This is a genomic window from Hyalangium ruber, from assembly GCF_034259325.1.
GTDB classification, from domain to species: domain Bacteria; phylum Myxococcota; class Myxococcia; order Myxococcales; family Myxococcaceae; genus Hyalangium_A; species Hyalangium_A rubrum.
Map to the genome: position 1 here is coordinate 366,474 of NZ_JAXIVS010000003.1, position 23,342 is coordinate 389,815.

Here is a 23,342-nt window from a genome sequence, read left to right on the forward strand (position 1 = left end):
CGTCCAACCACACCTTCAGATCTTCAGCCTGATACGCAGTGTCTTCAGCGGAGACAAGGAACGAGTCCCCACAGTACTTCCTACAAAACCGCTGCTCAGGCAAATTCTGAATGCTAACTGAGTCTCGTCTCAGTTAGACGGCAGTGGCTGATGCCACGCTCGTCTGTCAGCGACCAGCACATAGAGGTAGTTCGGTCGCGGAATGCGCACAACCCCCTCTCCTCCCGGAGCCACGTTCTCAAGATCTAGCAAGAAGTTGCTCTGTCGGGCATTCTCAATCAGGTTTCGCTCCATGGCTTGGACGATCTCGGGCGTAAATGCTTTGTAGAGAAGCACCATCTTTGTCCATCCATCAGAGGCATGACTCACCCAGCGTCGCTGGGGATGTGCAGTCGCACCGACATACACCCGCCGCCACACACTTCTGTAGCCATTAAGTTTTAGCTTGATGTGCGCTATGGCTTTTTTGTGTCCAATACGCACAATCTTGTTTTCAATCATTTAGCCCTCTATACAGCAAGAACTACACGCTTGCCAGAACCTCTATCGTCGGAGGGCTCCTAGACATCCCAAGAGCCCTCTGACATGCCCAATCCAGAGTGCCTAAAAAGCAAGAACTGGAGTTCACCAAACTGAGGTTGCTTTCCATCAATGCTGTCTTCTCTGGTTGCTCCTAGTGCGTCGTGTAAGCGCCCACTCCTCCAAGTAATCCTGCGCCAATGGCAGCCCCGACAGGACCTCCAACCATCGAGCCAAGCACGGCTCCAATGACCGCTCCCACTGCTGCTCCTCTTGCGGGTCGACGATGCTGCGGAGGAATGATCTCCCAAGCCTCATCCCTAATAGCCCTATCGACCTTGTCGTTCTTCTTCATAAGTATGTACCTCCAGTAGGTTGCGATGCCTTCATCAGCAGGTACTGTGCCAATGCTCTTCGAGAGCGCGGCAACCAAGCACGTGTGTGAATGCACCTTAAAAAACCCAATCAAATCGAAGACATGCCAGCCAGAGGCCGTGCAGGCGCTGTAGGCAAATATACTCCTTGATCCCACTCTAACCGATAGCCGCACCATGCTAGAGAATAGCGGGGACAACGAAACCGTTGTCTGGGAGCAATGAGTTCATTGTCGAGGACCTAGGTGCGCTCGCCTCAAGGTCACGCCACCCCCTACGACAACCTTGCCCCACAGCCGCGTTAGAGGGTGTTGAACAGGAGCGAGCAACCAAGCTTCGTGAGCCTCCACGGGTCGCAGTCGGCACGGCTCGCTGGCCCACTGGTCGGAAATGTCGGGGGTTTGGGCGCTCGATAAGTCCCGACATTCCCGAACAGTCACCCGCGTAGGTCGCCCCCGGGGCTAGAGTTGGAGACGCTGCCGCCTACTTCCCTGCTCCTGCTCAACACCCTCTTAGCCTCTCGCACTCCGGGGTCGCGATTGCCTAGGGCTTGAAGTGGCACGCTCTTTGCCATATCCGCTCAGACTGTGCTACGGGAGGCGCATCATGGCCAAGCGACGTTCGGATGTTGTAGCAGTATTTGAGGAACGCAAGCAGAGAATCCTAGATCTAGCAAAGACTCTAAAGGGGCTCGCCGCTGAGCGTGAGGACGCTGAGGCAGTGAACGTCCTTAGCGATTTCGTCGAGCGGTTCCAGCAAAATCGCTTTCTGCTACTCATCGTCGGAGACTTTAAGAGTGGCAAGTCCACGCTAGTTAATGCTCTCGTGGGGCGCCCCGTTTGCCCAGTCAAGGCCACGCCACGTACAGCTAAAGTAACGCGGCTCACCGCAACCGAAGCAGACGGTGTTGAGCGGGTCGACATTCACTTCATTGAGGACCGGCCATCCGAGCGTGTACAACTAGGAGAAGTGCCTCTCGATGAACTGGTTGCTGTGGGAGGTAGCCGCTCGAATGATGTACAAATGGTCGATGTATTCATCCGGCCAGGGGATACCCTCCTTCGCCATCCGGTTCGGCTTGTGGACACACCGGGGCTTGGATCAAGCAACGAGGAGCATTCCAAGATCACTCGGGACTACATGCAGCACACAGATGCACTCGTAGTGGTATTCTCCGCATCGAAGCCTTTCTCCGACTCAGAGCGCGATTTTCTTCTCACGTTTCGGCAATTACTGGATCGAGCCGTCTTCGTCGTGAATCAGATTGACCGCGTCAGCGATGATGAACGCGATGAAGTGTTAGGTCATATTCGTCATGGATTGAAGGAAGACGTACTTGGAGCCGATGCGGCTGACCCCGTACTGCTTCCCGTTGCAAGTCGCCGGGCCTTGGACCTTCTCAAGGAGGGTGCCAACTACGACGATGAAGCCCTCATCAAAACGGGACTGCCTGCAATCGTTGATGCCATCGAACATCACCTTGCGCAGGCTCATGCTACGAAGCTCCTCAAGAATATTGCGGAGCAACAACAACAAGTAACCGCAGCACTTGTCCATCAAGCGATGCTAGCGACGGAGGGACTCGAAGCGGCTGGTCCTTTGGCACACGGCTTTCGAAGCCGTAAGAAGAAGCTTTTATCAGAACTTGATCGCATGGCTTCTCGACGAGATTACGCCATGCCTTTGCAGAAGGACCAGCAGAGCCTCCTAGATGCAGTGCATCCCGCAGCGGAAACGCTACGTAACGCACTGAACCAGAAAGTGGAGAACTGGATCACGGCCTGTGCCTCGGAGGAGGCGTGCAAGAAAAGTCTTGCAGCTATCTTCGCCAAAGAACTTACCGGCATGCTTGAAGACCTCGATCACCAACTCGCAACTCAGTATAGGCGGATCGGGACAACTGCTTACAAGAACATACACATCCTGTTTCGAGATATGGAGACAGCAACACGTCAAGTCATCACCTCGGATCATGCACAAAGCTCGACGAACGACGATAGCCTTGCACGTGGAGCTGCGGGCCTTTCAAGCTTGAGCGCGTTCGCCAACAGCATGGGAGGCCCAACGGGTGGCTACGGCATCGTAGCATCTGCGCTTTCACAGGCGCTTGCCCCGTCTGCTGGTTTACAGTTTCTTTCGATTGCGACCGTAGTTACCACTCTGCTCGCAGGATTTGCCGGACCAGTGGGCTGGGTTGTGGCAGGGATTACTGGATTACTCACTGCCATATTTGGATTCTCTCGCTCCTCCTCATGGCGCGAGCGTGTCATTAGCAGCGTCCGCACCAAAGTGGAAGAAGAAGTCATTCCATCACTAAATCAAGCCATGCAACAATCCATCCACGCTTTTGCTCAAGGACTTATTACAGAGCTAGACTCTCGCGTGCATACTGTTAGGCAACGTCTTGGCGCAGTAGTGGAGGAAGTCTCGCGAGAAATAGACAGGGAAGAGAGGCGCCGCAAGGAAGAGATTGCTCGGCTGAAGGCTTTCCGGCAGCGCGTTGAGGCAGTCCAAGAATCTCTCAAGGCATTTACATCTTCGCTACAAGAGTCCTAATCAGCAGAGAACTGTCACTGCCCAAGGAGAACTCGCCTAGCCTATGAATGCACAGCAGAACCCCATCCCCCGCTACTTGAAGGGCGAGGATCCACGGACCCATGAACTCTTCCGAGATCTCTGTCGGTATGCTCGGACGCGTGAGCCTATTCTTATTCTTGGCGAGACAGGGACTGGGAAGGAGATTGTCGCGCAAGAAATACATGCACAAAGTCACCGTCGAGATAAACATTTCCAGCCTGTCAACTGCGCTGGATTAGCTCACGACCTCGCCGGAAGCGAGCTGTTTGGCCATGAAAAAGGCGCCTTCACTGGAGCAGGCAGAAAACGTCCTGGGCTAATCCGCGAAGCAGATGGTGGCACCTTATTCCTTGACGAGTTTGGAGACCTCCCTCAATCGGTGCAGGTCATGCTCTTGAGGTTTCTGCAAGACAGTTCTATTCGCGGCACAGGTGCAGACAAAACCGAAACTCTAAATGTCCGCATTATTGCTGCCACCAACAGAGATATCGAAGGCGAGGCACAAACTGGCAACTTCAGGCGAGACCTTATCGCTCGATTCCAGAAAATTCTGCGACTTGCTCCACTAAGGGAACGCCCCGGCGACATACACTCCCTTGCTCTAGCATTCATTCAAAAGCACGCAGGGCAAGAAGGTATGAATCCTTCGGCTCACTCATTAAGCCTTGCTGCTTTAAACCTTCTTGGGTCGCAACGATGGCCTGACAATGTCCGCCAACTTGAACGCGCGATCAAAGACGCACTAATCACAACGTATGACCAAGCACCAGCCTGCTTAGATATTCACCATTTCAGCAATCTCCAAGAACATCCTTCCTCAAAGGATTCGGCAGTGGATAGCGCGTCTCATGAGGCAACGAATGCCCTCCAGCATCTAGCCGAGAGTATTTTATCAGGGCTTTGCAGCGGGGACCTACAACCTGAGAAACTCCCCTTATTGGCTGATCGATTCTTCGTGCTGCCACTTGAACATTATTTAGCGCAAGCGTTCCTCAAGCGTTTTAGCGGAAAGAGCGCCGAGGAAATGGCCGACAAGCTATTCACGTACAAGTCAGCTGAGGCAGTCCGCCGTTTCTTGCGAAAGCCCGCACGTAGCCGCACCTAACACGCCAAGGGCGAGAGAACTCGCTGCTGAAACCATCATGAGCCACCATCCGCCCTAAGCTCAGGGCTTCTTGATGAACGTCAGCGGCGCACGGTCATTGCGCCCCTTGCCCGCCGTGCGCAGCGCCACCGGGTCCAGCCCCGACAGGTACAGGGCCGTGGAGTACACGTGCCCCGCGTCGGTGATGAAGCTGTTGGCGTTCTTCGTCCGGCCGGAGAGGAGCAGGCCCGTGTCCGGGCTGTACGCCGGGTCCAGCGTGCCGTCCGGCATGATGGGGATACCCTCCAGCGAGGTGCTGCCCACGCGGCCCCACTGGGTGTTGCCGCGCACCGTGCCGCCCAGGAACGCCACGCTGCTCACGCGCCAGTGCTGGCAGCAATCCTGGCCCATGATTTCATCGTACTTCTGCACGTCGGTCAGCCCCGAGCTGGCGAGGATGCCCTCCACGTCGCCGCTGATGGTGCGCCCCATCTCCGAGGCCAACACGATGGTGGTGAAGTCGTAGTAGCTCTTGCCCGTGTCGCCGTACTGCGTGGCCTTCAGCTTCGCCACCAACGTCTTGAGCGGCGACCACAGGTTCTTGCGCATGTTGTTGGTCTGGTCGCTCTGCCCCTGGTTGTTCATGATGGAGCGACGGTCCCGGTGCGAGTCGTACAGGCGCAGCCCGCGGTTCTCGATGAAGAAGCCGATGGAGAGCCCCTTCGTCATCATCTCGTAGGTCATCAACGCCTGGACGTTGGTGTTCGGGTTCTCCTTGGAGCGAGCGGGGTTGCCGTTGATGGAGCCCGCCTCGGTCGTCTCATCCGCCGCGGTGATGCCGAACTCGCTGCGCAGCGTGGGGTCCTTGAACATCGTCGTCGGATCGATGGTCGTGGTCCCGCCCGCCGTGAGCGCGCGGTGGATGGTGAGCGCGGAGGCGAAGGCACGCACCGACTCGCCGTTCTGCTCGTTGACCAGGTTGGCCTGCAGGTTGTCGGTGAACTGGCGGATGCGCGCGTCCCGCTGCCCCTGGGCCACGCTGCCCAGCGAGCTGAGGCGGTTGCGCATGTCCGTCGGCGTCTTGCCGTAGAGCGTATGCGCGTGTACCGGCCCGAGCTTCTCGTAGTAGCCGGTGCCCTCGGGGTACGAGGGGATGGACAGCTCGCCATCCGAGAGCCAGCGGTGCCAGCTCACGTGCGGCAGCAGGTAGCCGGTGCCGTACGCCTCGCAGAAGGCCTGCATCACCGTGCGCTCATCCTGCTGACGGGCGCCCGAGAGCGAGGAGCGGTACTTGCCGTAGTGGTACTCCCAGCGCCCGCCGGAGTGGAACGTGTTGCCGTTGTGGCTGGAGACCACCGCCATGTCCGAGAAGAGCGGCAGCCCGTCCTCGGCCAGGTACCCATAGGTGATGTTGCCCGAGGTGCGCGGCGGGTTGAGCGGGCTGGTGCCGTAGTTCTTCGGCCGGTAGCGGTGCTGGCTCCACGTGGGCGTGGGGCGCAGCGTGCCCGCGGGGATGACCCGCGTCCCGTCATTGGGCGTATGGACGGGGTTGAACATCGAGTACCCGTCCCAGCCACCCTCCTGGAACCAGTAGATGAGGAAGCGGGGCGTGGCGTTGAGCTCGGCGGCGGCGGCCTCGGCGATGCCCAGCTCCTTCGCCGTGCCCGGCACGCCGAAGCTGCGGAAGAAGCGGAGCCAGTCCAGCGTGCTGATGGCGGTGCCGGCGAGCGCACCCGAGAGGAATTGGCGGCGGTTCATGGGGCGGTTCCTCAGCGGCGGGTGTACTCGGGAGACAGGGCGATGGACTTGAGCACCGCCTTGAGGTTGGCGTTGCTCTGCTGGCTCACGTCCCACAAGCGCTTGTAGATGACGCGCTCGTCCTCCTCGTGCCTCATGCCTCGCCCGAAGAAGATCATGTACTGGGCGTTGATCGTGCGGCGGACGAAGGTCTCCTTCTTCACCGCCTGCTGGGCGAAGGCCGGCATGCCCTGCCCCTTGTACGAGTAGACGCCCACCAGGTTCCGGTCGCTGTCGTCGATGGGGCGGCCCTGCTCGTCCGTGGTGCGGTAGTTGCCCTCGTCGTCCCACCGCAGGCGCTGGTGCGCCAGCGGGGTGAGCGTCTGGTGGCACGAGAAGCAGATGCTCGTCGGGTCCACCGTGGAGGAGGCCGTGGCCGCCCCGCGCATGTCGAACACCTCCGAGGGAATCTCGAAGATGGAGCCCATGAAGTCGGTCATCACCCGCGCCGCGTAGTTGTAGTGCGGCAGGCCCGGCTTGTTCTTGATGAAGCCCTTCATGGTGAGCACGCCCGTCTTCCCATGCTCGGCCGCGCGCGGCACCTTGCTGAAATCCAGCGCCACCGAGTAGTCGCCCGTGAGCAGCTCCTGCATGGGCGCCCCGGTGGTGGCCAGGTATGTCCACAGGCGCGCCGGCTCGTCCGTCTCCAGCGTGCCCTCGCTCTCGGTGCGGATGCGCATCTTGTGGAAGTAGTGCGTGCGGAAGTCCGTGGAGGACAGGTACGTGTCCACCATCTGCTCCCAGCTCTTGCGCCCGCTCTCGAAGTCCGAGAGCTCCGTGGCGCTCGGCGTGCGGCCCAGCAGGTCTTGCGCCAGCTTCACCAGCAGCAGCCGGTCACGCTCCAGCCCCGAGCGATTCTCGTACGAGGGCGGCAGGGTGAAGAGGAAGTCCGGCGAGCGCATCAACCCCTCGCACAGCCCGCTCCACGCCTTGGGCAGGTCCGCCTCCATGGTGTACAGGTCCTTCACCAGCGCGTAGCCGTTGGCCTGCTCCTGCGCGGTGGCCGGGCGGTACAGCATCCGCCGGTGGAGCGTGTCCACCTTGGCCCGCGCCGCGTCCGTGCGCGTCGTCCCCGTGGAGGTCTCCGTGGGGCCGTTCACCCGCAGGAAGTCCACGTACAGGTTTCGGTCACACACGCCCGACTGGCTGTAGTCGTTGGTGAAGGCCACCGAGAGGGTGTGGGTGCCCGCGCTCACCGTGAGCGTGTGGGTGTACTCGGTGTAGGCCGTGGCCGTCACGTTGACCGTCGTCGCCGTCGTGCCGTCCACGCGCAGGTCCATGCGCGGCGCGTCCGGGCCACACTGGCTGCCATAGGCGCGCACCGTGAGGCGGTACGTCCCCGTCACCGGGAACGCATAGGGCTGCACGGTGGTGAGCATGCCGTTGGTGTAGAGGTTCCACCCCGTGGTGATGCGGCCGCCAACCGTGGCCGTCAGGTCCGTCGCCGTCTCCGCCTCGTACTGCCGGGTGGCCGCCGCCGGAATGTCGATGATGAGCGCCGAGGTATCCAGCCCGGCGAAGGGGCCCGTCTTGTTCCGCGCCGCCGCGCCGCACACGTCGGGAGCCAGCGCGTCCATGCCCAGCAGGAAGTCGGGCGTGGCCACGCGCGCCTCGACGAAGTACTGGTCATAGTCCACGCCGCCAAAGAGGCCCACGTGCTGGGCGAACTTGTCCACGTTGTTGCGCACCCAGCTGTCATTGAAGATCTGCTTCACCTTCCCCTTGAGCTGCACGTAGCTGAGGAAGGGGTTGTCATAGGTGGCCACGGACGGGCCGGAGTACGGCTGGAGCAGCGCCGGGGGGAACTCCTCGTCCGGCGGCGTCTGCGGCGAGCGCGCATCCACCGCCGCCAGCTGGCAGGTGAGGCTGGCCACCGCGGCGATCTCCCGGTTCGTCCAGGAGGGCTGACCGCGCGGCATGCGAGCGCTTTCATCGGAAGTTACAAGCCGGCCCAGCAGCGAGCCCTGCGCCGTGGTGAAGAAGCCCGCCGCGCGCGCCGCGTAGAAGGTCTCCGCCGCGTTCGGGCTCACCTTGAAGATGCGACCGCTGGTGCTGGAGTGGCAGGAGATGCAGCCGGAGTCCTCGCGCAGCATGGCCGGATGCACCTGGCTCGCGAAGTCCGTGGCGATGCTCGAGAGCGTCACGCTGCCCGGCACGCTGGACAGCTCACACGCCAGCGAGCCGTCCGGCTCCACCGGAGGGGGCAGCGGGTTCGGGTCGTCGTACACCGGCACGCCGCCCTGCGATGGCACTTCCAGGCTGGCCTGGCCATAGCAGCCCGCAACGCCCAGGGTCAGCGCCACGAGCAGCCACGGCAATCGAGAGTGATGCAGTGCGTCCACCGGAAACCTCCGCCCGGGAGTTCTCGGGGAGTGTACTTGAAGAGTTTCCTGGTAAACCCCGTGAATTCGTAAACACTTGAGATCACTCGGGAGCCCGCACGGCTCTCGGCAGCAGGTCTGCAGCGCTCCATCAGCAGGGTTACTCCTCGAACCGGCTCCTCCTCTTGATCAACCCGCGAGACACACGCCCCCCTGGCCCCCGTCACCTGCCCCTGGTGGGGAGCCTCATCGACTATGCGCGGGCGCCCTTGGCCTTCCTCGAGCGGTGCGCTTGGGGCGGGTACGGGGATGTGGCGTACCTGTCCTTCCTCGGGCAGCCCACGTACGTGCTCAACCTTCCGGAGCACATCGAGCACGTGCTGGTGACGAAGCAGCGCAACTATGTGAAGGACAAGCTCCAGCGCGGGCTGCTGCAGGAGTTCGTCGGCCAGGGCCTGCTCGCCAGCGAGGGCGCGCTGTGGCTCCGGCAGCGTCGGCTCATGCAGCCGGCCTTCCATCGCCAGCGCATCGCCGCCTACGGGCAGGTGATGGGCGAGCACTCCCGGCGGCTGCTCGCCACCTGGAAGCCCGGGGAGCAGCGCGACATCGCCGAGGACATGATGGGGCTCACGCTGGGCATCGTCGTCCGGTGCCTCTTCGGCCTGGAGATGGAGGATGGGGCCGCGGCGGAGGTGGGCCCGGCGCTCGCGAAGGTGATCGACCACTTCGCGAGGATGCAGACCCTGGTGGTCCCCGGCTGGGTTCCTACTCCGGAGAACCTGAGCTATCGGGCGGCGCTCCGGCGGCTATATGGGACGGTGGATGGCATCGTCCGGCGCCGACGCGAGGCGGGCGGAGATACGGGCGACCTGCTCTCCATGCTCCTTCAGGTCCAGGACGAGGACGGGAGCCGGATGAGCGACCGGCAGGTGCGCGACGAGGCGCTCACGCTGATGCTGGCGGGCCATGAGACCACGGCCATCGGGCTGACCTTCTGCTGGGACCTGCTGGCCCGAAACCCCGAGGCCGAGGCCGCGCTGCACCAAGAGTTGGACTCGGTGCTCGGCGGAAGGGAGCCCACCGTGGAGGACCTGCCCGCCCTGCCCTTCACCGAGTACGTGGTGAAGGAGGCCCTGCGGCTCTATCCCCCCGCGTGGTCCCTGAGCCGGGAGGCAGTGGAGGACGACGAGCTGGGTGGCTGGCACATCCCAGCTGGCGCCATGGTGTGGGTGAATCAGTGGACCGTCCACCGCGACCCTCGCTTCTATGAGGAGCCGCTGGCCTTCCGGCCCGAGCGCTGGGCGAACGGACTGGAGCGCCGGCTACACCGCTTCGCCTGGTTCCCCTTTGGCGGAGGCCTGCGGCTGTGCATCGGGCTGAGCTTCGCGATGATGGAGGCGCGGCTCGCGCTGGCCACGCTGGCCCAGCGCTTCCGACTGGAGCGACTGTCCAAGGGCGAGGTGGAGCTGCTGCCCTCCATCACCCTGCGCCCCAAGCATGGTTTGCCCATGCGGCTTCACGCGCGGTGAGTCAGAGCGCGGTGCGCATCCAGATGCCGCGCACCAGCGGAGCTTCCACGTCCCCGAGCTGCTGCTGCCCCATCACCACGCCCACCAGCTCCACTCGCGAGCCTTTGGGGAAGTCGGCCGCCCACAGCCGGTCCGGCTCCAGGAACACCAGCACCTGGATGTCCCCTACCTGCACCAGCGCGATGTTCTGCTCCTCGCGCCGCTCCAGCACCCCGCGTAGCAGCACCGCCTGCCCTCGCAGCGCCTCCGGCCTGCGGAGCTTCTCCAGGTCCTCGCTGTTCGCCGTGATGTTCAACGACGGCTTGTAGGCCGCCACCGCCTCCTCGAAGGAGTTCACGCTCGGCTTGTCCTCGAGCGGCTGTGCGCGATTGCCGTGCGCCGCCAGCGCCGCGTCGAGCAGCTTGAGTGGCTCGTCCACCGGCGCGCCGGGGATGGCTTTGCACTCCGCCAGTCGCCTGCGCAGCACCTGCAGGTGCCCCACGTCCTCCTTCGCCAGCGCCGTCGGATCCAGCGGCTCGGCCAACACCCGACCGCAGAGGCGGAACGTCGCCAGCAGTTCCTGGTCCTCCTCGCTGATGGCCGCCGGCTCGCCATCCACCAGCACCCCCGCGAAGCTCATGCCGCGCACCTCTTCCGCGGTCAGCTCCAGCGTCCCATCCGTGAGGGTGCGGGGTTCCGGTGGCGCTCCCTGCCCTCCGGCGAACTCCAGCGTGCCGGTCGCCGGCTGGGGGTGGCAGGACTCCTCGCGCAGGCTCACCACCGTGTCCGCCTTGCGCGTCTGCGTCTCCTCTCCCGCGCGCAGCGACTGGATGAGGCCCGTCACCAATGCCGGCACCCCGAGCGCCACCAGCGCCACGCCCCACCCCGTGGCGATCTTCCGGCTGGAGGCCCCATAGCGGCCCTCCCGGTCGATGGAGTCGCGATCCGGCTCGTTCGAGAACAGCGGCCGCGCCAGCAGCAGCCCCGCTCCAATCGCCGCGTTCGCCGTCCCGCCGCTGATGGCCGGCGCCGCCGAGGGCTCGTAGCGCTCGATGATGACGTTCTCCACGTACTCCTCGTGCTGCTCGTTGCGGCACACGTCCGAGGAGACCAGGCGCAGCGTCACCTTGGGCCAGCGCGCCTCCACCGTCGCGGCCACCTGGCGCTGTCCGAGCACCGATTCCTTGGAGTAGGTGCGCAGCAGCGGGCCCCGCTCCACGCGGCGCTCCGTCTGCATCGGCGCGCACCCCACCGCCAGCGCCGCAACTCCGGCCACCCATGGCTTCCAGTTCATGGCTGGCTCCCTCCGAGGAAGTCGATGACGTCCGGGCAGTCTCGCACCACCGTGCCTACCTCCTCGCAGGTGGGGGCCTTGCCCGGGTCGGTGCTCCGCTTCACCAGCGACAGGCGGCAGTCGAGGACCCGCTCGCGCGAGGGCTCGGAGAAGGCGAAGGCCTCCTCCCCGCAGCCGCTGCGCTGCAGCAGGGTGGGCTGGCAGTCGTTGTTCCCGAGGGCCAGCGCTTCGTTCACCCCCGCACACGTCCGAGCGAGGCACAGCCGGCTGATGACGTCCTGACAGAGGGCCGCGTCCGGCGCGGGCGGGCCGGAGCAAGCCAACAGACAGGCCAAGGGTCCGAGGGAGAGGAATCTCATGGCCCTTCCACCATAGCCATACCGGCGATAAAGGGCGCGCATGTCCCAGACCTATCTGTCTCTCACCGTGGAGTTGCCCGAGCTTCAGTCGGAGGCTGTACAGGACGTGCTCCACGAGTCAGGAGCCACGGGCCTCGAGGTGAGAGACCGGGAGGCTCCGCCCATGCCCGGCGTGCGCGGCCCCAACCCGGGAGAGGCCATCGTCATCGCCTACTACGAGGACGCCGACACCGCCGAGGCCGCCCGCGCCCAGGTGGCCGAGGAGTTTCCCGACGCCCGCCTGCTCCTGGAGGAGAAGCCCCAGCAGGATTGGAGCAATGAATGGAAGGCGCTGATCAAGTCCGTGCAGGTGGGCCGGCTCTGGGTAGGACCGCCGTGGGAGGCCGCCTCGGCGCCCCAGGACAAGGTGCGCCTGGTCATCGAGCCGAAGATGGCCTTTGGCACCGGGGACCACCCCACCACGTCCCTGTGTCTGGCCGCCATCGACACCTACATGGCCTCGCACCCCGGGGCGAGCGTGCTGGACGTGGGCACCGGGACGGGGGTGCTCGCCATCGCCGCGAAGAAGCTGGGCGCCAGCCGCGTGGTGGGCACCGACAATGACCCGACGTCCGTGGAGCTGGCCCACGAGAACGCGGCGGTGAACGCCACGCCCGACATCGAGCTGTCCGGCAAGGAGCTCACCCAGGTGACGGGCACCTTCGAGCTGGTGGTGGCCAACATCCTGGCCAACACGCTCATCGCCCTGGCGCCGTTGATTGCGCCCAAGGTGAAGGACCGGCTGGTGCTCGCGGGCGTACTCGCGCCCCAGAAGGCCGAGGTGGAGGCCGCCTACCGCGCCCAGGGCCTCATCCCCGAGGCGGGCGCGGCGCAGGGTGAGTGGGTGCGGCTCGACTTCCACCGCTAGCGGCTCACCGGGGGCGAAGCTCGCGGTCCAGCTCCACGACGGCCGTACCGATGCCGTTACGGCTGCGTGAGTAGCGCACGTCCTGGAGCACCACGCGGTAGCCCGCTTCCGTCTCCTCCACTTGATTCGTGGGGAAGCGCAGCCAGTTGGCGAAGCCGCGCACCTTCGGCGCCGCCAGGGCCGCCTGGACGGCCGGGTGGGACATGTCGCGCGTCAGCCGCGGGTGGCTGACGCGGTAGCGCGCGGCGTCGGCCGCCATCCAGTCCACCTCCACGAACGCGTAGTGCTCGGGCGTCACGACGATGACGTCTCGCACGAACGGGTTCGCGGGGAGCGGGCCCGCCATGATGTCTCGCACCTCCGTGCCCTGCTGGCGCATCCACTCCGTCACCTGGCGCTCGGCGATTCGCGAGCCGGCGAACATGGCCACCAGGTAGAGCAGCAGGGAGACACCGCAGATCGTCGCCACGCGCTCCACCGGCACCGAGCGGACGGCGCGGAGTCGGAGGAAGAGGATGTTGGCGATGCCGATCAGCCACAGCGCCTTCACCGGGAAGGGGACCATGTCCGTGAAGAGCACCAGCCCGGTGCTCGCCACGCCCAGCAGGAGCCAGCCCGCGATGCTCCAGCGTGCCCGCGCATCCGCCATGACGACCGCCGCCCCCGCGAGCAGCCACATCCATGGATCGATGATGAAGATGAAGTCTCCGTAGAACCACCGCCCGTCGAAGGGCATCAGCACGCGCACGCCATAGGTGTTCGTCCAGTCCAGCAGCGGGTGGCTGAGCACCGACAGGTACGCGAGCCCCAGCAGCGGCCAGAACCGCGCGGGCGCCTTGTCCGGGTGGCGCCGCCTGCGCACGTGCTGGTCCCAGAGCATCATTGCGCCCGCCAGCGCCCAGGGCAGCACGGCCAGGGAGATGACCCCGTGGGTCATCCCTCGGCGCAGGAGCAGGGAGGTGTCACTGCCCAGCAGCACCGTGAAGCCATCGATGTCCGGGAGGTTGGCGCCGATGACGAGCGTCGCGGTGGCCAGGGGCGTCTTCCGCTTGAGCCCGGCTTCCGCCATCCAGGCGCCGACGAGCGAGTGGGCGAGGTTGTCCATGAGGGGCCCCCACTCTAGCCCCCGCTCACCGGGCGGCCAGGGAAGCCGTTGACGCGGTGCGTAGCGAGCCACTGCGCGCTCGGGTTAGGAAATCCTCCTCCATTTGCCCTACCTTGCGCATACCGCCCTCTCCGAGGACCCCACCATGCTCAACCCCCGCCTCCTCGCCCTCTTCGACGACTACGCCTCCTCCCACCAGCACCCCACCAACCGGCTGACCCACAAGGTCGCCATCCCCCTCATCGTCCTGCACATCGTCGCCATGCTGGACTGGGTACACTTGTTCGCCGTTCCCGCCCTCCCCGGTGGCTCGCTCACCCTGGGGCACGTGGCCTGGGCACTCGCCACCTTGTGGTACCTGCGCGCGGACGTGAAGCTGGGCCTCATCGTCGCCGCCGCCATGGCGCTGTGCTTCCCCCTGGGTCGCATGCTTCCGATGTGGAGCGTCGTCGCCATCGCCGTCGGCGGCTGGCTCGTCCAGCTCGCGGGCCACGCGGTGTGGGAGAAGAAGTCGCCCTCCTTCCTCACCAACCTCGTCCACGCGCTCGTCGGGCCCCTGTTCTTCGTCGCCATGCTCACCGGCGACTACTCCCTCAAGCCCCAGCAGATCGCTCCCTCCACCTCTGGCGCTTAGCGGCCCGGGGCGCGGCTCAGGAGCCCGTCCGCTCCTCGGGGAACGCTGTCGAGGCCCCCGCCTCGCGCCCCTTCAGCGAGTAGAGCACCACCGCCTCCTGGCGCCCCTTCACCCGCTCCTCGCCCATCCGCTCCCCCTGGAAGCGCTCGCCCCCGCGCTTCCAGGTGCTCTCGCTCACCAGGATGTCCACACCCAGCACCTTGGTGAGCCCTTCCACCCGCGACGCCACGTTCACCGCGTCTCCGATGATGGTGTACTCGTGCTGCTGCGCGCCCCCCAGCATCCCCGCCGCCACCACCCCGGTGTGCAGCCCGATGCCGATGCGCAGCGGCGCCTCCCCGTTGCGCACCCGCCAGGTGTTCAGCTCCTCCAGCTTCGCGCGCATGTCCAGCGCCGCCCGCATCGCCAGCTCCGCATGGTCCTCGCTGTGGTCCGGCACGCCCCAGCACGCCATCATCCCGTCACCGAGGAACTTGTTCACCATGCCCTCGTGCGCCATGACGATCTGGGTCATGTGCCCGAAGTAGTCATCCAATAAGGCGAGCACCGCCTGCGGCGGCAGCGTCTCGCTCAGCGTGGTGAAGTCCCGGATGTCGCTGAAGAGGATGGTCACCTCGCGCTGCACCGGCACCAGCGCCGTCTCTCCCTGCTTCAGCACCCGGTCCACCACCTGCCGCGGTAACAAGCGCGAGAGGTTGTCGCGCCGCCGCAGCCCCAGGAACATCCCGCTCACCTGGCCATTGGTCCACGCGATGAGCAGCCCCAGCGCGATGTAGCAGGCCACCACGAAGCTCACCCGCCCCGCCGAGACATGGCCGGCCATGACACACACCCCCACGAAGCCCACCGTGGAGAGCACCGTCGACAGCAGCACGTGGAAGCGGCTGTAGCGCGCCACCGAGAAGGCCATCATCACCGCGAAGCCCGCGGCGGGCATCTCCTCGTAGATTTGCCCGTTGAGCTGCCCCGAGCGCCAGCTCATCAACACCAGGAAGCTGGTGTCCATGAGGGTGGTCGGCAGGGGCATCCACCGCGAGCGCCGGGCGTTAGGCCTCGTCTCCCTGCGCAGCATGAAGAAGGCCACCAGGGCGAATCCCACGTACGTCCAGACGATGGCCATCCGGAGCGGATCCCGGACCACCTCCTCGCCGGACAGCCGGGTGATGCCCGACTGGCTCACGCCCAGCAGGAGACAGAGCGCCAGCCGCACCACGGACACCGTGCGCTCGCCCCGAACCGAGCTCTCCGCGAGCACCTGCTCCTCGTTGGCCCGCGCCAGCTCGAAGCGCGCCACCGTCGTCTCGGAGCCCGGCTTGCGGCGTGTCTCCATGCGCTGATTCATGCCCGTTCGCTCCCCAGCGCTTTCAGTGGAACCGCAGCTCGCCCGTGGCTCGCAGCGCGCCCGTCACCTCGCCTCGGGTGTTGCGCAGCACCGGCTCGGCGTGGTGCGCCAGGCCCTCTTCTGGCAGCGTCCGCGCCCCGCTCCGCGCCAGCACCTGCCGCAGCACCCAGAGCAGCGCCGGCGGTGAGCAGCGTCCATCCCCGCTCTCCACCTTGAGCGTCACGCCCAGCCCCAGCGCCGGCAGGGCCGCGCTGTACACGCCCTCGGCGCCCACCTTGGCCAGCACCTCGCCCCGGCACGCCGTCATCAGCTCCGTACACAGCCGGCCCGTGCCCGCCACCAGCTCGGGGTGCGCCCACATCGCCTCGCGCAGCCGCCGCGCCGCTGGCTCCTCCGAGGTGCCCAGCCGCGCGTACGCCGTCGCCATGGCGCTCAGCGGCAGGCCGAAGCACACCGCCGTGCATCCATCCACGCCCAGCCACAGCTCGCCGCGCGCCACCGCCGCCCAGCGGCACACCTCCTCGAGGAGGCGCTCCTGCACCGGGTGCCCCAGGCGCTCGTAGCCCTCGGTGGGCCAGCCGTGGTGCCGCGCCAGCGCGAGCATCCCCGCGTGCTTGCCCGAGCAGTTGCTCCACTTCGGCGTCAGCACCGCCTCGCCCCGCGCCACCTGCGCCGCCATCTGGGGCGACAGCGGCGGGTGCGTGCCGCAGGCCAGGTGCCGCTCCTCGCACCCGCACGCGCGCAACATCGCCTCCGCCAGCTCGCGGTGTACCGGCTCGCTGGAGTGCGAGGCACACGCGAGCGCCAGCTCCCGCGTGCCGAAGCCGAAGCGGTCCGCCGCCCCCTCCGCCACCAGCGGCAGCGCCTGGAAGGGCTTGGCCGCCGAGCGCCAGAAGGTGATGAGCTCCGGCGCTCCCGCCGAGGCCACCAGTCGGCCCTCCCCGTCCGTGACGGCCACCGAGACGCGGTGGAGGGACTCGACATAACCCGAGCGGGTGGACTCGATGGTGAGCGCGGCGGCCATGCAACGCTGGGCCATAGCACACCCCCATGTGTGGCGCGGGCTGGTGGGGGCGGCGGCTTCCTGCTACTCGGAGGCCTGCCAGCCGTCCTTGCCAGAGGGAGCCCTCCCGTGGTCCGCCTCTTCGTTCCGCTGCCTCCCGAGCCCTCTGCCGAGGTGGCGCTCTCCGGCGAGCGCCGCCACTACCTGCTCCACGTCCTGCGGCTCGAGGAGGGCTCCGCGCTCGAGGTGTTCGACGGCACCGGCCGCGCCTTCGACGCGCGCGTCACCCGCGTGGAGGCCCAGGAGGTTCGCCTCTCGCTGGGCCCTGCCCGCACCGCGCCCCCGCGCCGCGCGGTGAGCGTGCTGCAGGGGCTGCCCAAGGGCGACAAGCTCGAGTGGGTGCTGCAGAAGGGCACCGAGCTGGGCGCCGCCGCCTTCTACCCCGTGGCCACCGCCCGCAGCGTGGTGAAGCTGGAGCCCAAGCGCGCCGAGGAGCGCACCGCGCGGTGGACGAAGATCGTCGAGGAGGCCGCGCGCCAGTGCCGGCGCAACGACGTGCCCCAAGTGCATCCGCCCCAGCCGCTGCTGGAGGCCGCGCGCGCGCTCACGCCGGGCACCACCTTGCTGGTGCTGGACGAGGAGGAGACCGCGGTCCCCTTGAGCGAGGCTTTCCGTGCCTGCGCGCCCCAGGCTCCCGTGGCGCTGGTGGTCGGCCCCGAGGGAGGGCTGGCGCGCGAGGAGCTCTCCGCGCTCCGCTCGCTCGGCGCGCGCGGCGTCACCCTGGGCTCGCGCATCCTTCGTACCGAGACGGCCGCCCTGGCCGCACTCGCGGTAATGGCCCACCTGGACGGGGAACTCGGGTAGCGGCCAGGAGAGCAGGCGCCTGCTCCTCGCCGGGTGCCGCCCCCAGCGCCGCATTCCTACGTTTCTCTCGTCCGAGGCTGAACGGGGCCTCGCCAACAGGAGAGCCTTTACATGGGTATCATCGCGTTCATCATCATCGGTCTCATCGCGGGCCTCATCGCTCGCGCCATCCTTCCGGGCCGTCAGAGCATGGGCCTGGTGGCTACCACGCTGCTCGGCATGGTGGGCTCGCTCATCGGCGGCCTCATCGGTTCGCTCTTCCAGCGAGATGGTCGGCTGTTTGACCTGCACCCGACGGGGATCCTCATGTCCGTCATCGGCTCCATCGTCGTGCTCCTGTTGGTGGGAGCCGCGGGTCGCCGTCGCGTCCATGCCTGAGTGTGAAGTGCCCTACAGGCCCCCTCTTTTCCGGGGGGGCCCGAGGTGGTGAGCCCCTGACGGTTCCTCAACCAAGGAACCGCCGGGGGTCGCGCTTTTCTTGCTCCAGGGGCGGGGACGACTTTTTATGTAGCACCTGACGTCGCTACCTGGAGGGATCGTTGTCCAAGTGCCTGAAATGTGGAGCCGAGCTGCCGGCCGTGGGCGAGTGCCCCATGTGCGCGGACACCCTCCGCGAGCCGCTCTCCACCTCCGCCATTCCGAATCTGCTCAGCAAGGACATCCAGATCGACCGCCGCAAGACGCCGGAGCGCACGCCCGCCGTGCCCGGTCCCGCCGCCGTCCCCAGCTTCGCGGATCTGGCGCGCAGCCCCGCGACGCCTCCGGGCATGACGCCGGCGGTGCACCCGTCCCCTCCCGCCTCCCCCGCCCTGGCCGCGGAGGAGAGCCCGACGGAGCCCGGAACGCCCGTTCCCCCTCCGTTCACTCCGGCCCCCACCACCCTGGCGAGCGCGGAGCAGCTGCCACCCGCCCCGGAGCCGTCCGCGCCCCCCGCCCCGCCGCGCCCGCAGGCGCCGGGTCCCGTCGCGCGCTCCATCCCCACGCCCGTGCCGGTGGTGAACTTCGCGCCTCCCCAGCGCACGCCTCCGCCGGCGCCGCTCTCCGCGGAGCCTGGCTCGGACACGCTCACGCCTCGCCTGCCGACGCCCACCCTTCCCCCGAACGCGCCGGGTGAGCCCCAGGCCCGCGCCCGCTCCGCCTCCACCGCCGTCCGGTCCGCCGCCGCGGGGGTGCAGGAGATCCACGCGCGCCCCGCCTCGCTGTGGCGCCGCCTGCTCTCCTTCACCATCGACGCGGCCTCCGTCGTGGGCGTGGCGGCCCTCTACATCACCGTCGCCTCGTCCATCGCGGGCGTGAAAGCCCCCTCCGCACAGGGGCTCACCGCGCTGGACGCGCTCGCCGCGTGGCTGCACGCGCTCAAGTCCGTGCTGCTGCCCGGCGTCATCCTCCTGGTGGTGCTGGCCACCGCCTACTGCGCCGTGGCCGCATATTTGTGGAATGGGCGTACGTTGGGCCGGCTCGTGCTGGGGTTGCGGCTGGTGGACACCCACGGCCTGGCCCCCGCGCCGGCACGCGCCATCGTCCGCGCCCTCCTATCCGTCGTATCCTTTGGCCTGTTCCTCGGAGGCTTCTGGATGGCCCTGTTCGACCGACGCGGCCAGACGCTCCATGACAAGCTGACCTCCACCTTCGTCGTTCAACCGAGCTGATCCTTCATTGAGCCTTGCGGCCGCGGCCGTAAGATGCCGCGCCCCTCATGCCTGCCCGACTCGCCCAACTCCTGGTCGCGCGCGGCCTTCTCCCTCAGGAGACGGCGGACGCCGCCCTGCGCCAACAGCAGGCCCGGGGAGGCGCGCTCGACACGGCCCTGCTGGAGCTGAGGGCCCTGCGCGAGCCCGACCTGCTGGCGCTCCTGGGAGAGGTGTCCGGCTACCGCCCGGTGAACCTCGCCGACTTCGAGCCCAACGCGGAGGTGGCCACCTTCATCCCTCCGAAGATCGCCGAGCGGCTGTGTGTGGTGCCCCTGTCGCTGGATGGCACTACCCTGCACGTGGCCTGTGGCTACCCGGTGCCCCGGCGGGAGCTGGACGAGGTGGGCTTCCTGCTGGGCAAGCCGCTGGAGCTGTGGGTCGCCTCCGAGGCGCGCGTGCGGGAGTGGATCTCCGCCGTCTACAAGCAGCCGCTCGCCCAGCGCTTCGCGGATGTCATCGCCGCGCTGAATGGCCGGTCCGTGGCGCCTCCGCCCTCTGGCCCGACGCCGGCGCTCGGTTCGCCCTCCGTGCCTCCCCCTCCGCCTCCCGAGGCGATGGAGGAGGAGGGCGCGTTGACTCCCGCCATGGTGGAGCGGCTGGCGCGCTCGGTGGCCTCCGAGCCCCTTCCCGCCGACGGGAAGAAGCCCGAGGGCACCGCTCCGGCCACTCCCGCGGCTGCGCCGCCGGCTTCGGGTGCTCAGGCCGCGAACCGGGCTCCCGCCGGGCCGCCTCCGCCGGCCTATACCCGCCAGCCGCTGCGCCTCAACATGCCGGCCAATGCCCCGGTCGGCGCCGCGCCTCCGGCCGCGCCCGCGCCTCCGCAGCCCCAGGCCGCGGCTCCGGCGCCTCAGGCTCCGGCCCAGGCCGGCCAGCCTCCTGCCTATACGCGCGAGCCGCTGCGCCTCAACATGACGGCGGCGGCGCAGGCCCCGGCGCCTACCGCGGCCCCGCGGCCCGCGGCGCCCGCCGGTTCGGCTCCCACGCCTCCTGTCTACCCGGGTGTCGCGGCCCCGCCAGCGCGCCCTGGAGCTCCGGCGCAGGCTCCGAACACGGCTCCCGCAGCGCAGCGGGCCCCCGCGCCTGCTCCGGCCGCCCCGCCGCCTTCGTCTCCGCTCCTTCCCAAGGAGCCGCAGTTCCTCGTCTTCAGCAACCCCTCTCCGACGCCGGCGCCCGTTCCCTCCGCGAGGGCTCGCGCGCATGCACAGCCCGAGGCCCCGCCGCCCGCGCCCGCGCCCGCACCTGTTGCCGCTCCCGCGGCCCCGGTGCCGCCGCCCGCGAGGCCCGCCGCGCAGCCCTCCGGCCCGGAAGTGCCCGAGTGGACGCTGGCCCAGGCTCGCGCCGCGCTGAAGGATGCGACGCGGGATCGCGATCGGCTCATGGACGTGGCGCTGCGCTTCGGGCGCCGCACGTTCGACTACGTGGGCGCCTTCGCCATCGTCCGTGGCGCGGCGGTAGGCTGGGAGGCGCGAGGTGAAGGCCTGATCGGGGAGGCGCTCTCCGAGGTGTCCATCCCGCTGGACGCCGGCAGCGTGTTCCGCACGGTGGCCGTCACGCGCGGCAGCTACGCCGGCCCGCTGCCGCCGGACGCGCTCACCAAGCACTACCTGGAGCTGTTCGGCCGGCACGCGCCGCGCACCGTCTTCCTGTACCCGGTGGAGGTGCGTGGGCGGTTGGTGGCCCTGCTGTACGGCGACTGCGGCCAGAAGCCGATGAGCCAGCGGCGGCTGTCCGACTACATCCTGTTCTGCCAGGACCTGCCGAGCGCCTTCCAGGAGCTCATCCTCTTCCGCAAGCAGCGCACGGAGCTGCGCGCGCCGAGCTTTGGCGAGGAGCCGTCCCAGCCAGGACCTGCCGTGCCCGCTCCCGCCGTCGTGGCGGGCTTGGGCTGGAGCCCCTTCTTCGGCCGCGCCAGCGGCACCCTGGGCCGCGCGGCGACGATGCCGCCCCGGGTGATGAGCGAGGAGCGCCCGCCGCCGGACTTCGCGCCGCTGCTCAGGCGCCTGACTGGACCGGACGCGGCCCAGCGCTCCAACGCCATGGCGGAGCTGGCGCGCACGCCCGAGGCCAGCGCCCGGGTGCTCGCCACGAGCTTCCCCGGCCCGACGGCCTGGAGCCGCCTGCCCGTGACGGAGCTGCCCGAGGCGGACGAGCTGGGCCCCATCCCCGCCGCCCTGTCGCGGCTGGGCCGGCCCGCGGCGCAGGCCCTGGCGCCGCTGTTGGACGCGCAGGACGCGGACACGCGCTACTTCGCGCTGCTCACCGCCGGCAACCTGCCCTTCGTGGAGCTGGTGGACGGGGTGCTGCGCGGGCTGTTCGACCTCGAGCCGGACATCTCCAGCGCCGCGCGCGTGGCGGCCTCGGCGCTCAAGCACCTGCCGCGCTTCGACACGGCGATGAAGGACCTTCGCCAGGAGCTGGCGAGCCGGGATCCGCTGCGGCGCTCGCTGGCGGCGCGGGCCCTGGGCTCGCTGCATGACCGGGACGCCATCGAGGGGTTGATCAACCTCACGGGCAGCGACGACGAGATGTGCGCGCAGGCAGCCGCCGAGGCGCTGCGAGAGATTACGCGCGCCACCTTTGGCCTCAACCCGCGCCAGTGGCAGGGGTGGTGGGCCGAGAACCGCACCCGCCGCCGCGCGGACTGGCTCGTCACGGCGCTGCGACACAAGGAACTCGACGTGCGCCTGGCGGCGATTGAGGAGCTCAGCCGCGCGCTCAATGACACGCTGGGCTACTACGCCGACGCCGCTGAGGGCGAGCGCGAAGCTGCGGCACGCCGGTGGGAAGCCGCCGCCGTGGACCCGGCACGGGCTCGGCGCCTGGGCGTGCTCTAAGCCTCCCGGAAATCCTGGCGCCAACTCCGACCAGCAAGACTGGTCGGAAGAAGTGGGGCTACGAGAAATGGGACGCCATCATGCGCGGGCGCATGGAATAGCAAGGCGCTCACGAGCACCATCACCACCCGTTGGCCATACCAGCCATCGCGTGTCTACTTTTTGAGGCCTGCTCCCACGAGCACTGAGCAACCTCATGGACTGTGGACACCCTGCCGCTTAGAACACAAACATTTTGCATATCAACATTATCCACGGTCTCAATTCCTGACTCAGGTCCCAGTCCGAGCAGGCAATTCATCCCATCTCACTGGGCCTCGCCCTGACGACAGAACAACAAGGTGAACCCAACGGTGCGACCAGGAATTCACTTGCTCGTTCAAGAAGCAACCAGCCTTGAATGACAAACTGGCTATCCCTTCCAAAGAAAGGAATTTTCTGTAAGGTGGATTTCAGTGATCGCGCGCCAACACGCATCTCAAAACCACACACAGACAAACACATCTCATGATGAAGCTTCTCAAGAGCAACTCCCTGGCATTCCGGCTGCACATTTCGTCTGCGGCAACCCGTATGGGAGTGCTAACGGGCCTGATAGCAGGACTCACTCTTCCAACCCAGGTGCGGGCTCAGGATCCCCAGAGCCGGTTGGTCATTACAAATGTGGAGATGGATTACGCCCAAGGCCAGATGTTCATCTATGGCCGCAACTTCACCACTCCCACTGGTGCCGCTCCCAACGTCCACCTCATGGAGATCGGACTGGACGTCAAGACCTACGGCCCTTCTACCGTCGTCGCCACCTTGCCTGTGGCTCTCCAGCGAGCCGGTTCCTATCTGCTAACCATGTCAACCGGCCCCAATCTCGAGCAGAACGACTCCTTGGATGTGACGTTGGGAGCAGCGGGCCCACAAGGCCCGAAGGGCGACAAGGGTGATACGGGGCTGCAAGGTGCTCCTGGCTCGAAGGGCGACCCGGGGCCGCAGGGGCCTCAGGGGCCTCAGGGGCCTCAGGGCCCAAAGGGTGACAAGGGCGATACGGGGGCACAGGGGCTGCAGGGGCCGCAAGGTCCTCAGGGGCCGCAAGGTCCTCAGGGGCCGCAAGGGTTGCAGGGACCGCAGGGCATTC

17 protein-coding genes are annotated in these 23,342 nt (G+C 67.0%); 9 read left to right on the plus strand and 8 right to left on the minus strand.

Features of this window, described 5'->3' with window-relative positions; genetic code table 11:
• Positions 1-129: 129 nt before the first annotated feature.
• Positions 130-501 carry a hypothetical protein gene (locus SYV04_RS10440; RefSeq protein ID WP_321545533.1) on the minus strand — a complete coding sequence of 124 codons (372 nt, stop codon included), beginning with the start codon at positions 499-501 and terminating at the stop codon, positions 130-132.
• A 998-nt stretch (positions 502-1,499) separates the two neighbouring features.
• On the opposite strand from SYV04_RS10440, the gene SYV04_RS10445 reads away from it, so the two are divergent.
• Together SYV04_RS10445 and SYV04_RS10450 are read left to right on the plus strand one after the other, a co-directional pair.
• Positions 1,500-3,449, plus strand: a complete 1,950-nt coding sequence (locus SYV04_RS10445; RefSeq protein WP_321545534.1) for a dynamin family protein — start codon at positions 1,500-1,502, stop codon at positions 3,447-3,449.
• A gap of 43 nt (positions 3,450-3,492) precedes the next feature.
• Complete coding sequence (locus SYV04_RS10450; protein ID WP_321545535.1) at positions 3,493-4,575, plus strand: sigma-54-dependent transcriptional regulator; 1,083 nt, start codon at positions 3,493-3,495, stop codon at positions 4,573-4,575.
• A 60-nt stretch (positions 4,576-4,635) separates the two neighbouring features.
• Here SYV04_RS10450 and SYV04_RS10455 read toward each other — a convergent pair whose 3' ends face one another.
• Together SYV04_RS10455 and SYV04_RS10460 are read right to left on the minus strand one after the other, a co-directional pair.
• The gene (locus SYV04_RS10455) at positions 4,636-6,312 is read right to left on the minus strand and encodes a DUF1501 domain-containing protein (protein ID WP_321545536.1); all 1,677 of its coding nucleotides are present in this window, start codon (positions 6,310-6,312) and stop codon (positions 4,636-4,638) included.
• Positions 6,313-6,323: 11 nt separating this feature from the next.
• Complete coding sequence (locus tag SYV04_RS10460) at positions 6,324-8,693, minus strand: carbohydrate-binding domain-containing protein (protein WP_321545537.1); 2,370 nt, start codon at positions 8,691-8,693, stop codon at positions 6,324-6,326.
• A 164-nt stretch (positions 8,694-8,857) separates the two neighbouring features.
• Between SYV04_RS10460 and SYV04_RS10465 the strand changes: the two genes are divergently transcribed.
• Positions 8,858-10,201 (plus strand): cytochrome P450, encoded by a 1,344-nt coding sequence (locus SYV04_RS10465; RefSeq protein ID WP_321545538.1) that lies wholly within the window; start codon positions 8,858-8,860, stop codon positions 10,199-10,201.
• A gap of 1 nt (position 10,202) precedes the next feature.
• Here SYV04_RS10465 and SYV04_RS10470 read toward each other — a convergent pair whose 3' ends face one another.
• A complete protein-coding gene (locus tag SYV04_RS10470; RefSeq protein WP_321545539.1) occupies positions 10,203-11,474 on the minus strand; it encodes a hypothetical protein in 1,272 nt (423 codons plus the stop codon).
• The gene (locus tag SYV04_RS10475) at positions 11,471-11,833 is read right to left on the minus strand and encodes a hypothetical protein (RefSeq protein WP_321545540.1); all 363 of its coding nucleotides are present in this window, start codon (positions 11,831-11,833) and stop codon (positions 11,471-11,473) included. The genes SYV04_RS10470 and SYV04_RS10475 overlap by 4 nt, the downstream gene beginning before the upstream one ends.
• A 40-nt stretch (positions 11,834-11,873) precedes the next feature.
• Here SYV04_RS10475 and SYV04_RS10480 point away from each other — a divergent pair, with 40 nt between their 5' ends.
• Positions 11,874-12,740, plus strand: a complete 867-nt coding sequence (locus tag SYV04_RS10480; protein ID WP_321545541.1) for a 50S ribosomal protein L11 methyltransferase — start codon at positions 11,874-11,876, stop codon at positions 12,738-12,740.
• Positions 12,741-12,744: 4 nt separating this feature from the next.
• On the opposite strand, the gene SYV04_RS10485 is transcribed toward SYV04_RS10480, so the two are convergent.
• Positions 12,745-13,845: a metal-dependent hydrolase gene (locus tag SYV04_RS10485; RefSeq protein ID WP_321545542.1), complete on the minus strand. Its 1,101-nt coding sequence runs from the start codon at positions 13,843-13,845 to the stop codon at positions 12,745-12,747.
• Between the two features lie 145 nt (positions 13,846-13,990).
• Here SYV04_RS10485 and SYV04_RS10490 point away from each other — a divergent pair, with 145 nt between their 5' ends.
• On the plus strand, positions 13,991-14,479 hold the full coding sequence (locus SYV04_RS10490) for an Mpo1 family 2-hydroxy fatty acid dioxygenase (RefSeq protein WP_321545543.1): 489 nt from the start codon (positions 13,991-13,993) through the stop codon (positions 14,477-14,479).
• Between the two features lie 16 nt (positions 14,480-14,495).
• Here the strand turns inward: SYV04_RS10490 and SYV04_RS10495 are convergent, their stop codons facing one another.
• Entirely contained in the window at positions 14,496-15,821 is a 1,326-nt protein-coding gene (locus SYV04_RS10495; protein WP_321545544.1) for an adenylate/guanylate cyclase domain-containing protein, read from the minus strand.
• A gap of 22 nt (positions 15,822-15,843) precedes the next feature.
• Positions 15,844-16,860, minus strand: coding sequence for an asparaginase (locus tag SYV04_RS10500; protein WP_321545545.1), 1,017 nt, complete (start codon positions 16,858-16,860; stop codon positions 15,844-15,846).
• A gap of 93 nt (positions 16,861-16,953) precedes the next feature.
• Between SYV04_RS10500 and SYV04_RS10505 the strand changes: the two genes are divergently transcribed.
• From SYV04_RS10505 to SYV04_RS10520, 4 genes are all read left to right on the plus strand, one after another.
• A complete protein-coding gene (locus SYV04_RS10505) occupies positions 16,954-17,688 on the plus strand; it encodes a 16S rRNA (uracil(1498)-N(3))-methyltransferase (protein ID WP_321545546.1) in 735 nt (244 codons plus the stop codon).
• A gap of 111 nt (positions 17,689-17,799) precedes the next feature.
• A complete protein-coding gene (locus SYV04_RS10510) occupies positions 17,800-18,066 on the plus strand; it encodes a GlsB/YeaQ/YmgE family stress response membrane protein (protein ID WP_321545547.1) in 267 nt (88 codons plus the stop codon).
• 161 nt (positions 18,067-18,227) lie between these two features.
• Positions 18,228-19,337 (plus strand): RDD family protein, encoded by a 1,110-nt coding sequence (locus tag SYV04_RS10515; RefSeq protein WP_321545548.1) that lies wholly within the window; start codon positions 18,228-18,230, stop codon positions 19,335-19,337.
• A 47-nt stretch (positions 19,338-19,384) separates the two neighbouring features.
• Positions 19,385-22,213, plus strand: coding sequence for a GspE/PulE/PilB domain-containing protein (locus SYV04_RS10520; RefSeq protein WP_321545549.1), 2,829 nt, complete (start codon positions 19,385-19,387; stop codon positions 22,211-22,213).
• Positions 22,214-23,342: the final 1,129 nt, after the last annotated feature.

Bases quoted from the DNA above. Each gene is read 5' to 3' on its own strand.
- SYV04_RS10510 (WP_321545547.1), top strand. From the start codon at position 17,800: ATGGGTATCATCGCGTTCATCATCATCGGTCTCATCGCGGGCCTCATC.
- SYV04_RS10470 (WP_321545539.1), bottom strand. From the start codon at position 11,474: ATGAACTGGAAGCCATGGGTGGCCGGAGTTGCGGCGCTGGCGGTGGGG.
- SYV04_RS10475 (WP_321545540.1), bottom strand. From the start codon at position 11,833: ATGAGATTCCTCTCCCTCGGACCCTTGGCCTGTCTGTTGGCTTGCTCC.
- SYV04_RS10490 (WP_321545543.1), top strand. From the start codon at position 13,991: ATGCTCAACCCCCGCCTCCTCGCCCTCTTCGACGACTACGCCTCCTCC.
- SYV04_RS10445 (WP_321545534.1), top strand. From the start codon at position 1,500: ATGGCCAAGCGACGTTCGGATGTTGTAGCAGTATTTGAGGAACGCAAG.
- SYV04_RS10450 (WP_321545535.1), top strand. From the start codon at position 3,493: ATGAATGCACAGCAGAACCCCATCCCCCGCTACTTGAAGGGCGAGGAT.
- SYV04_RS10480 (WP_321545541.1), top strand. From the start codon at position 11,874: ATGTCCCAGACCTATCTGTCTCTCACCGTGGAGTTGCCCGAGCTTCAG.
- SYV04_RS10500 (WP_321545545.1), bottom strand. From the start codon at position 16,860: ATGGCCCAGCGTTGCATGGCCGCCGCGCTCACCATCGAGTCCACCCGC.
- SYV04_RS10485 (WP_321545542.1), bottom strand. From the start codon at position 13,845: ATGGACAACCTCGCCCACTCGCTCGTCGGCGCCTGGATGGCGGAAGCC.
- SYV04_RS10440 (WP_321545533.1), bottom strand. From the start codon at position 501: ATGATTGAAAACAAGATTGTGCGTATTGGACACAAAAAAGCCATAGCG.
- SYV04_RS10495 (WP_321545544.1), bottom strand. From the start codon at position 15,821: ATGAATCAGCGCATGGAGACACGCCGCAAGCCGGGCTCCGAGACGACG.
- SYV04_RS10520 (WP_321545549.1), top strand. From the start codon at position 19,385: ATGCCTGCCCGACTCGCCCAACTCCTGGTCGCGCGCGGCCTTCTCCCT.
- SYV04_RS10455 (WP_321545536.1), bottom strand. From the start codon at position 6,312: ATGAACCGCCGCCAATTCCTCTCGGGTGCGCTCGCCGGCACCGCCATC.